Source organism: Limisphaera ngatamarikiensis (assembly GCF_011044775.1).
Classification (GTDB): domain Bacteria; phylum Verrucomicrobiota; class Verrucomicrobiia; order Limisphaerales; family Limisphaeraceae; genus Limisphaera; species Limisphaera ngatamarikiensis.
Map to the genome: position 1 here is coordinate 82798 of NZ_JAAKYA010000071.1, position 10325 is coordinate 93122.

The following is a 10325-nucleotide window of genomic DNA, read 5'->3' on the forward strand; positions in this document are numbered from 1 at the left end:
GACTCAGACCCGCCCGCACCAAAAGGTGCGACACATGTTCCGTGTCCCCCACGTAAATCGGCCGGCCCCGCAGCCATCGCCGAATCACCACCTGCACCAGATCCACCAAGGGCACCGCCACCACCCACAAGGGCGACAACACCGCGTAACCCCGCGGATGCAGATCGCTGTAGAAATGCGGCAGTATCGCCAGCACCGCCACCCAGTACCCCACCAGATGACTGCCGCTGTCCCCCAAAAACACGCGCGCCCGCGGAAAATTCCACGGCAAAAACCCGGCCAGCGCCCCGCACACCGCAAACGCACACGCCGCCACCAGATACTGCCCCTGCCGCGCCGCGTTCACCGCAAAAAACCACGAGGCAATCAAGCCCAGCCCCGCGCACAGCCCGTTCATGTTGTCGAGAAAGTTGAACGCATTCACCAGCGTCAGAATCCACAGCACCGTCACCACGTGACTGAAGACCGGATCCGGCACAAACAACGTGATGCGCATGCCCGCCAGGGCCACCGCACCGGCCACCAGACATTGACCCAGAAACTTCACTCCGGGCCGCAATTCGTGCCGGTCATCCAGCGCCCCCAACACCGTCATCGCCACCGCACCCCCCACCAGCACCGCCAGTTGCCCCGCGCGCCTCTCCACGCCGTGCCAGAGCGCCGCCTGCGTCGCAGCGTCCCACCAAAACGTGCGCACCGCCACAATCCCCGCACCCATCGCCAACAGCCAGCCCGTCAGCACCGACACCCCGCCCGCCAGCGGCGTCGGCTCCACATGAATCTTCCGATGCCCCGGATCATCCACCATCCCCAGCCGTGTCACCACACGTCGCCACCACGGCATCCCGCAGGCCGTACCCGCAAACGCCACCACGGCCGGCAACCCGAATAACAGCCACGTCGTGTCCATCAAACCGTCCCCGGTCCCTCCGGCACGTCCATCGCCCCCGCCGCATCCGTCCGCCCCAGCAACCGCACGTATAACGCATGCAGCCGGTCCACCATCCCGTTTACATCAAAATGCTCCCGAACCCAGGCCCGACCCTGCCGGCCCAACCGCTCCCGCAACGACGCATCCTCCAGCAACTGCACCAGGCCCGCCTCCAAACCGGTCAGGTCACCGGGCCTTACCAGGATCCCCGTCTCCCCGGGCCGACACACCTCCGGCGCGCCGTCACACGCATAGGCCAGCACCGGCTTGCCCGCCGCCAACGCCTGCGGCAGCGCCCGCGGCAGACCCTCCCGCCGCGACAAGTGCACCACCACGTCCATGATCCCCATCCACCGCGGAATGCTTTCCGGCGGCACCAACCCCGCAAAGCGTACCACCCCCGCCAGTCCCAGGGCCCGCACCCGCGCTTCCAGCCGCCCCCGCCACGCGCCGTCCCCCACAAACAAAAACCGCGCCCGCGGACATCGCCGCACCACCGCCGGCGCCACCGCCAGCAAATCATCGTGACCCTTCAGCTTGAACAGCCGCGCCACCTTGCCCACCACAAGATCCTCCGGTCCCAATCCCACCCGCGCCCGCCACGCCGGATCGTTGGTCGCCTCGAGATAGGGACCCAGGTCAAAGCCGCTGTAAATCAGGCTGTATTGGTCGGGCCGCCCGATCCCCGCCGCCAGGTACTGCCGCGTCATCGCTTCCGCCACCACCACAAAATGCGTGGTCACACGACCCGCCCGGCGTTCCGCCCATCGAAACACGGCGTTGGCCAACGGCCCCTGGAACGGTCCAAACGACGGCCCGTGGATCGTATGCACAATCACCGGTATCCCGGCCCGATGCGCCGCCAGCCGCCCCAGAAAACCCGCCTTCCCGCTGTGCGTGTGAACCAGGTCGGGCCGCAGCTCCCGAAATCGGCGGGTCAGCCGCACCCACGCAAGCCCATCCCGCCAGGGATGCACCGGCCGTACCAGGTGAGGCTCGATCTCCAGCAGCCCCGGCACCGCCGCCGCCACGCCCTCCAGCGAACCCTCCGGCCCGTACGTCGGACCCGAAATCAACCGAACCTCCCAGCCGTGACGTTCCCGCAACCCCAGCACGCTCGCCAGCGTGTTCTCCTGCGCCCCGCCCACAATCAGACGGGTGATCACATGCACGACGCGCATGCCCCTTCTCAGGACCCTTCACCCCGCAACTGCCGCACCCGTTCCATCACGTTGGAATATTCGACCGTCTGCCGGGGCGCCCACTCCAGGTAGGCCTCGTAGTGTTGCAGCGCCGCGTTCGTGTCCCGCCGACGCCACGCGATCTCCGCCAGCCCGTAATGGATCTGATGCACGTTCGGATACAACTGCAACAACTGCTGGTAATCCTGCCACGACTCGTCCAGCCGGCCCAACCGCAGCCGTGCAATCGCACGGTTCAGCAGCGCGCGATGATTGTTGGGCTGCAACTCCAGCAGCCGGTTCAGCACCTCCACCGCCTCCTCCAGCCGGCCCGCCTGCAAACAGGCATAGCTTTTGTTCATCATGGCGTCCGTGTCGTTCGGCATCACCAGCAACTGCCGGTCAAACAACGGAATCGCATTGGTCCAGTCGCCCGCCCGCAGGTACACCTGCGCACACATCGCCAGCAGGAAATGGTTGGTCGGACCCGTGCCCACCGCCTGCTGCAGCAACCGATGCGTCTCCTCCCGCTGACCCAGCATCATCCGCGCCGTCCCTTCCAGACCCAGCAATTCGATCTGGTTCGTAAACGTCAGCCCGAACCGGTCCGGCGCCCGCCGCAACTCCCCCACCACCTCCAGCGTCCGCTCCGGATGCCCCACGGTCAGGTACAAATGCCCCAGCCACATCCGCGACGCCAAATCCTCCGGGTCCAACTCCCGCACCCGTTCAAACTCCCGGAGCGCCTGCCGGAACAACAACCCCTGCGCAAACACGCGCCCCTGTTCGTAGGTGAACGTCGGCTCGTCAAACAACCCGTTGTCCCCGATCACCTGATCCCAGTTCCGGTACATCCGAAACTGGTTCTCCACCGGCCCGGACAACTTCACCCGCGTCGGACGCCCCTCGCGCACACTCCGGTTGTACTCGGCGTTGATCCGGGCCACCAAATTCTGCGGATTCAGTTCCAGTGCCTGCCGGAAACACTCCGCCCCGGCCTCCCATTCACCCGCCCGTTGCAACCCGACCCCCAACCACGTCAACGCACGCGAATAGGTGGCCGCCACCAGACGTACATCCGTCAACACCGGCCGACCCACCCGCAACCCCACCAACACCCGGTCCAGCAGATTCGTGGACCCGGCGATTCCCAGGGCCCGACGCAACTGCACCAGCGCACCCTGCGCCGTCTGACGCCAGAACCGCAGGTTCTCCTCCACCGCCGCACGGTCCATGACCGGCGGCAACAGCGTCGCCGAATCGTACGGCTGCAGTTCCCACACCAAACCATGCGGTACAGGCCGGAAATACTCGAAGTAGTAGCCGAAACTCGGGTGCAGATAATACACCGGCCGCTCCTGCGCCACCCGCAGCAACCGGTCAATCAACCAACCCGCATCCAGCGGCCCGGAGGGCGCATTGGTCGGCAGCGACGGCCAGGCCCCGTCACTCCACCGACGCAACGCCTCGTGATACTCCGGAAAGGTCAACAGCCGCGTGTCCACGCACAGGTGCGCGGGCCCATCGGGAACCTTCCGCAACACCGAAGCCACCGGCCACAACCGCAGCGGATCGTCGCTCAACAAAACCGCCGCCCGCTGCGGCAACGTTTCCCGCACCAGCCGAGCATACTGCTGCAGCCACCGACCGTCCGCCGTGAGAATCACCGGAAAGTTTCGATAAAACAGCAGGGCCGCCCCCACCCACAGAACCACATGGACCCCCGCCACCACAATCCGGTTCCGACGCTGCTGCGCCGGTGTCCACCGAAACGACCGCCGCCGCTCCCCGAACACCGCCAGGAAATACCCGGCGGCATACCCCACCACCAACGCCCCCAGCCAATGCAACGGAAGAAACCCCGTCCCCAGACCCATCCGCGATGCCGCCACCGGCGGTTCCAGCGCCACCCATACGCCCCCCACCAGGAAAATCCCCCGCAACAAATGGAAACTGAAATTCGTCAGATTCGAACCCACCCGGCTGATGTCGCCACTCAGCGGACGGAACCGCACCGCCATCACCACGAGGGGAATCAACGAAAACAGCCCGGCCAGCACCAGCGCCTCCCGCGCATACAACACATGCCCGAGCAACTGGTTCTTCTGCTCCGCCAGCACCATCTTCACCGCCGGCCAGAACGGAACCGTCATCTCTGCGTGCAACTTCGCCAACAGCGGCGTGGCCAGATAAAACGCGCATCCCGCCAGTCCCAGCCACCAGACCCGCACCAGAAACCGCACCCGGAAAAACGACCAACCCATCACCCACATCAACGCCCCCACAAAGGCCGGCAACAGAAGCACCATCACCCAGTTCTCCACCATCCCCAGCCCGTACACAAACGCCGCCTGGTTCAGCCAGCCCTCCCGCGCGTCCGTGCGGTACTCCAACAAACACCGCACCACCCACGCAAACAGCAACAAATCAAACATCGCAGGCCCGCCATCCCGCGCCCGATCCCAAAACGGAAAATGCAAACCCGCCATCACGCACGAGGCCACCACCGGTACCCACGCCCGCCGGCCCGTCAGCCAGCCCCACTCGTTCCGCATGGCCATCTGTTCCAGCGGCGTCCGGTCATACGGCAGCAACGCCACACACCGCGCCAACAACCCCAACACCGCCGCCCCACACGCCGCCGAAAACACGCTCAGCACCACCGGCACCGCCCCCGCAGGAAGCCATCGCAACGGCCACGTCAACAGCGTGTACACCGGCGAGCCCAACCCCGGTTGCCACTGCAACCCGTTGAGCCCGGCCACACTCAATAAGTTCCCCACCGTCAGGCCCCGGTTCAGGGTGAGCAGGTAGAGAAGCAACGCTGTCCCGGCCACGGCCCAGGGCAGAGTCACGGACACGAAGCGCCGTTCCTGCTGCATCGCTTGCGGTTGGGTCGTCATGCAGACCGCGCCCAGATTGTCCCACCCGACCTCCGATTGGCAAGCACGCCGATGCCGGGCCACCATTTCCCCACAACAACGTCACCAGACCGCCCCACAACCGCACCCAATCTTTCATCCACACCCCGACCCCGCCATGCTAACTTCTGCTGAACCATGAACACGCACGAGGTCCGCGTCAAAATCTGCGGCATCACCACGCCCGAAGATGCCCTGGCCGCCGCCGACGCCGGCGCCGACATGGTGGGCCTGATGTTCGCCCAGGCCAGCCCTCGCTATCTGCCCCTGCCGGCCGCCGCCGCCGTCGCCCGCGTCCTGCCCCCGCACATCGTGCGCGTGGGTGTCTTCGTCGACCCCGACGCCGCCACCGTCTGGCAGGCCATCACCACCTGCGCCCTCAACATGCTCCAGTTCCACGGCCACGAATCCCCGGACTTCTGCCGCCAGTTCGGCCTCATGACCATCAAAGCCTTCCGCATCCGCGACGAGTCCTCACTCCAGGCACTGACCGCCTACGACACGGACGCCTGGCTGCTCGACGCCTGGGTGCCCGGCGCCGCCGGTGGCACCGGCCGGACCTTCAACTGGGAACTGGCCCGCCGCGCCCGCAACCTCGGCCGACCCATCATCCTCGCTGGCGGACTCACACCGGACAACGTCGGCCAGGCCATCCGCACCGTCCAACCGTTCGCCGTGGACGTCTCCAGCGGGGTCGAAATTGCGCCCGGCCGCAAGTGCCCCCAAAAAATGCGGGCCTTCGTCGCCGCCGTCCGCCAGGCCGCCGCCACACTGGCGACCGAGCCCTCCTAACCGCCCCACCCCGACCCCATGCCCCGCCCATGGACCCCTCCCTGCAGGCCGAAACCGAACGCCTCCGCCACGCTTGGGACCGGCACGACCCCGCCTGGCTGGGCCAGTACCTCGTCCGCGACGTCGAAGACCCGCGCCGCAACCTCCAAAGCATCCTCACCCGACATTTCCTCCTTTCCACCCTGCAGCAACCGGAATGGGAACCCATCTTCCAGGCCGAGCTCGACTTCGCCGCCGCCCTCAACTGGATCCTCAATCCCGCCCACGGCATCGCCACCCCGGATGATCGCCACCTCCTCCGGTTCGGCCTCCAAACCGGTGCCGCCAACGTTGAAGGCATTGAAATCCCGCCCTTCCTCCGCCGAATCTACAGCCAGCTCCCCCTCCGCATCGGGCCGGTCACGGTGCCCCATTACCTGGACGCCTGGCTCCAACGACCCGAGCCCGCCGACCCCGATGACCCCCACCTCGAATCCGTCCTCGACACCTTTGCCCGCCTGTGGTCCCAACTCCTCGAGCCCATACCCCCTACCGGCCTCCGCGTGCTCGAACCCGCTTGCGGATCGGCCAACGACGCCCGCTTCCTCGATCGCTACGGGCTGCTCCGAATCTTCGATTACACCGGGTTCGACCTCTGCCCCGCCAACGTCGCCAACGCACGCGCCCTCTGTCCCCGCGGCCGTTTCCTGGAAGCCAACCTGTTCGAATTGCCGTTCCCCGATCGCGCCTTCGATCTGGCCTTCCTGCATGACCTCTTCGAACACCTCTCCCCGCGGGCCCTCCCCGTGGCCGCACGCGAACTGTGCCGCGTCGTCCGATACGGCCTCTGCCTCCACTTCTTTCACATGGACGAAATCCCTGAACACGTCGTCCAACCCCTCGGGCCCTACCACTGGAACCTGCTCAGCCTCGACCAGACCTGGAACCTCTTCGCCCGCGAAGGATTCCACGGCGTCCCCATCCACATCGGCTCCTACCTGCAACAGCGAACCGGATCGCCCAGGACCCATAACCCCGCCGCCTACACCTTCCTCCTCTACCGCTCCCAACCCTGACGCCAAACCCACCCCCTTTCCGCTTGCTCACCCCCGAGGACCGTGAAACCATGCTCCCGCCGCATCCACATGTGCCGCGGCCACGCCGCCGATGTCGGTGTCGCCCCACCGCCCCGCACATCGGGCGGCATCAGGGCCGCATGGAACCCGGGATGCGGTGCGCCCGGGTCGCGACCGGAGTGAGAACGACTGGCAAAGCCCAAAGCGGTCCGACCCAAACCGCAACCCGAACAACACAGAAACACGTGCCATGAAATTCTTCCTCGACAGCGCCGATTTGAACGAAATCCGCCAGGCCGCCAGCCTCGGCATCCTGGACGGCGTCACCACCAACCCCTCCCTCATCCGCAAGGCCGGGGCACAAGACTTCCACGAACATATCCGACAAATCTGTGAATCGGTCCCGGGCGATGTCTCCGCCGAGGTCACCGCCGTGGATTACGAGGGCATGTTGCGCGAGGCCCGAACCCTCGCCGCCATCCACGAACGTGTCGTGGTCAAAATCCCGCTCATCCCTGACGGCATCCGTGCCATCAAAACCCTGTCCGCGGAAGGCATCCGCACCAATTGCACCCTCTGCTTCTCCGCCACCCAGGCCCTGGTCGCCGCCAAGGCCGGCGCCACCTATATCAGCCCCTTCCTCGGCCGCCTCGACGACATCAGCTCGGAAGGCACCCGGCTCATCAGCCAGATCGTGCAAATCTACCGCAACTATCACTTCCAAACCCGCGTCCTGGCCGCCTCGCTCCGCCATCCCATGCACGTCCTGGAGGTGGCACTCCTGGGCGCCGACGTCGCCACCATGCCCTTCTCCGTCATGACGCAGCTCCTGAAACACCCGCTCACCGACATCGGACTCGACCGGTTCCTCAAAGACTGGGAGGCCTACCTCCAGTCCCGCAACCCGCAGAAAGCCTGACCCGGCCCGGGTTTCGTTCCGCCCCGGGACCGGGGCGCACCCCAAAGCCACCTTACACGGCCAATGGATCCAACATCGGAACGTTGCGCCGCACGAAGCCGGAGCGGCCCCTCCCGCCGGCACGACGTCTTTCAATACCCGGCCCGCGCGCAAACCCGGCCGCGGCCATTCATCCACCGGAGCTTTGCCATCGGCTTGACCCTTCCACCCGAAAACCCGCCCCGCCGCCGCGACCACTCAACTCCCGTCCGGGCGTCGCTCCGACCTTTGCGGGCTGGGGGGCACATACAACCGGTCCGGCCCGGGCGGATGCGCCGGATCAAACGCCCCCAAATCCGGCACCAAATACCTCCCCACCGACAACCCCCTCTCCTGAATCCCCGCCACCACGCAACGGGCCAGCAGATACGCCCCGTCGACCGTGTGATGCGACCCGTCCACAAAGGCCCGGTCCAGCGCCGGCCCCAGCGCACCATACAACACCACACTCATCCGATTCAGATCCAACAGCGGTACGTCCCACTCCCGGGCCACCCGCCGCATCGCCTCGGGATACTCCCCCAGCGTGGGCCGTTCCACCCCCGCCTTCCGCTCCATCGAAGTCACCAGAACCGGCTCGGCCCCCCGGACCCGAACCGCCTCGATCACCCGGATCAGGTTCGTCCGGTAATTCCCGTGCGGGCCCGCCCCTTCACCCCTCTCCTTCTGATCATTGTGCCCGTACTGCAAAAACACAAAATCGCCGGCCCTGAGCTGGCTCAACACCTTCTCCACCCTCAACGCTCGCAACGAACTCGTCAGGGATTCCCCCGATTCCGCATGATTCGCCACCGCCACACCACAACGGAAAAACCGGGGCAAAATCTGACCCCAACTGCACCACGGCTCCTCCGGCTGGTCCGTCACCGTCGAGTCTCCCAACAGGAAAATCGTCGGCGCCGACGGATCCGGATCAATCTCCACCGCGGTCACCGCCGGTCTCACCCCGCTGAACTCGAGCGTTAGTTTATCGTCCCAGTGCAACACATTCTCTTCCCGCGCCTTCAAACGCACCAGGCGCCCGTCCGGCAGCCGCGGCGTGCGTACATTCACCGTAAAGGCCACCGTCACAAACCGACCCGGCTCCGTCACCACCCGCTCCGCCATCAACCGCCGCGACTCCGCCTTGATCCAGTTCGTCGATCCCGCCCCCAACCGGCCCAGGGTGACCACCACCCGATGGTTCCCCTCCGGCACCCGCACGGAAAAGAAAAACGGCTGCTCCGACGTCACTCCGTCGCTCAGTAGTTCCGTGGGCCCTTCCTCTGCAAAATCCTCGGGCACGCACCCGAGATCAAACCCCCAGCCCCGGACCGGGTCGTAACGATCTTTCGCCGTCACCTGCACCCACCCTGCCGCACATGCGCCGGAACCGAAATCAAACCGCCACGACCCGTCCGCCGCTGACACTTCCACCAACAGCCCACACGTCAGCACCAGAGCCAGCAACCACAACGATGGCCGCGCCCGGGTCCTTACCCACGCCGATCCCCACCAGCGGAACAGCAGCCCACAACGGAGCCGGTCCGGCCCCTGACCCGCTAACGGTTCGACCGGTGCCCGGCCCGCCGGGGCCGGGCTCTCCTCCCGAAATCGGTTGCGCCAATGCCGCGCAACCCATCCCTCCCCACCCGCGAACATGCCACCCGCCACCGCGGGCCCCGCTGCTCCAGGGCCGCCCCTGCCCATGCCATCCGCGTTCATCTCCGCTCCTATCTACAAATTCAGTCCGACCCATCCTGCAGCCAGAGCTGCGGCATGGTAACCCCGCATTCGAAACCGGTCACCTCCGCAATCGCAGGTCCTCGTGAACAAGGATCTCCCGATTCCCGACGCGCAGCCGTTTTGCAAGATTGCACCCGATCGCAAACCCGCGCGGCGCGTGAACCCACGCACCACGAAACACAACAGCCACCCCGGGAAATCGCGGAGACGAAATGGTCCGAGGACAGGCCATGCACACACAGAGGGCACAGAGACACGGCTCGGATGGAAGTCGGCCTTTTCGATGCAAACGGCATCCTGGACAAGACCATCACCCCCACCGTGTGCAAACCACAGGCCGGGCATAACGCCAGGCGGTCCCCGAGGACGGCGATTATCCCGCCCGGGTGGAGCGGCGCAGGTAAGGGAGGGACCGCGTCCTCGCGGTGCGCAAGAATGTCGGGCACAGGGGACTGTGCCCCTCCCACGAGGTCCCACGGGAGGGATGGCGTCCCCGCCGCCCGCAGGGAAAGGCTGCCCCCGCGGCCCGTGCTGAAGCTGCAGCGTGCCCCAATCAGAGGGCGCCCTTGCGAGCTCCGACAGGCTGGGAGGGACCGCGTCCTCGCGGTCCGCAAAGAATATCGGGCACAGGGGACTGTGCCCCTCCCACGAGGTCCCACGGGAGGGACGGCGTCCCCGCCGTCCGTAGGAAAAGGCTGCCCCCGCGGCCCGTGCTGAAGCTGCAGCGTGCCCCAATCAGAGGTTGCCCTTTCGAGTTCCGAC

At 66.3% G+C, this 10325-nt stretch carries 7 protein-coding genes; 3 read left to right on the forward strand and 4 right to left on the reverse strand.

Features of this window, described 5'->3' with window-relative positions:
- The 3 genes from G4L39_RS10330 to G4L39_RS10340 form a co-directional block, all read right to left on the reverse strand.
- Positions 1-910 (reverse strand): MraY family glycosyltransferase (locus G4L39_RS10330; RefSeq protein ID WP_165108013.1); only part of this gene is annotated, 910 nt, incomplete at its 3' end.
- Complete coding sequence (locus G4L39_RS10335) at positions 910-2112, reverse strand: glycosyltransferase family 4 protein (RefSeq protein WP_165108014.1); 1203 nt, start codon at positions 2110-2112, stop codon at positions 910-912. The genes G4L39_RS10335 and G4L39_RS10330, both read right to left, overlap by 1 nt.
- Positions 2113-2120: 8 nt before the next feature.
- The gene (locus G4L39_RS10340) at positions 2121-5015 is read right to left on the reverse strand and encodes a tetratricopeptide repeat protein (protein ID WP_165108015.1); all 2895 of its coding nucleotides are present in this window, start codon (positions 5013-5015) and stop codon (positions 2121-2123) included.
- A 156-nt stretch (positions 5016-5171) separates the two neighbouring features.
- Between G4L39_RS10340 and G4L39_RS10345 the strand changes: the two genes are divergently transcribed.
- From G4L39_RS10345 to fsa, 3 genes are all read left to right on the forward strand, one after another.
- Positions 5172-5825, forward strand: coding sequence for a phosphoribosylanthranilate isomerase (locus G4L39_RS10345; RefSeq protein ID WP_165108016.1), 654 nt, complete (start codon positions 5172-5174; stop codon positions 5823-5825).
- Between the two features lie 29 nt (positions 5826-5854).
- The gene (locus G4L39_RS10350) at positions 5855-6880 is read left to right on the forward strand and encodes a class I SAM-dependent methyltransferase (RefSeq protein ID WP_165108017.1); all 1026 of its coding nucleotides are present in this window, start codon (positions 5855-5857) and stop codon (positions 6878-6880) included.
- 250 nt (positions 6881-7130) lie between these two features.
- On the forward strand, positions 7131-7799 hold the full coding sequence (gene fsa, locus G4L39_RS10355) for a fructose-6-phosphate aldolase (RefSeq protein ID WP_165108018.1): 669 nt from the start codon (positions 7131-7133) through the stop codon (positions 7797-7799).
- A gap of 237 nt (positions 7800-8036) precedes the next feature.
- Here the strand turns inward: fsa and G4L39_RS10360 are convergent, their stop codons facing one another.
- Positions 8037-9542 carry a rhamnogalacturonan acetylesterase gene (locus G4L39_RS10360; protein WP_165108019.1) on the reverse strand — a complete coding sequence of 502 codons (1506 nt, stop codon included), beginning with the start codon at positions 9540-9542 and terminating at the stop codon, positions 8037-8039.
- Positions 9543-10325 lie beyond the last annotated feature (783 nt).

Coding starts and splice junctions, on each gene's coding strand:
- G4L39_RS10335 (WP_165108014.1), bottom strand. CDS start 2,112: ATGCGCGTCGTGCATGTGATCACCCGTCTGATTGTGGGCGGGGCGCAG.
- G4L39_RS10340 (WP_165108015.1), bottom strand. CDS start 5,015: ATGACGACCCAACCGCAAGCGATGCAGCAGGAACGGCGCTTCGTGTCC.
- G4L39_RS10345 (WP_165108016.1), top strand. CDS start 5,172: ATGAACACGCACGAGGTCCGCGTCAAAATCTGCGGCATCACCACGCCC.
- G4L39_RS10350 (WP_165108017.1), top strand. CDS start 5,855: ATGGACCCCTCCCTGCAGGCCGAAACCGAACGCCTCCGCCACGCTTGG.
- fsa (WP_165108018.1), top strand. CDS start 7,131: ATGAAATTCTTCCTCGACAGCGCCGATTTGAACGAAATCCGCCAGGCC.
- G4L39_RS10360 (WP_165108019.1), bottom strand. CDS start 9,542: ATGAACGCGGATGGCATGGGCAGGGGCGGCCCTGGAGCAGCGGGGCCC.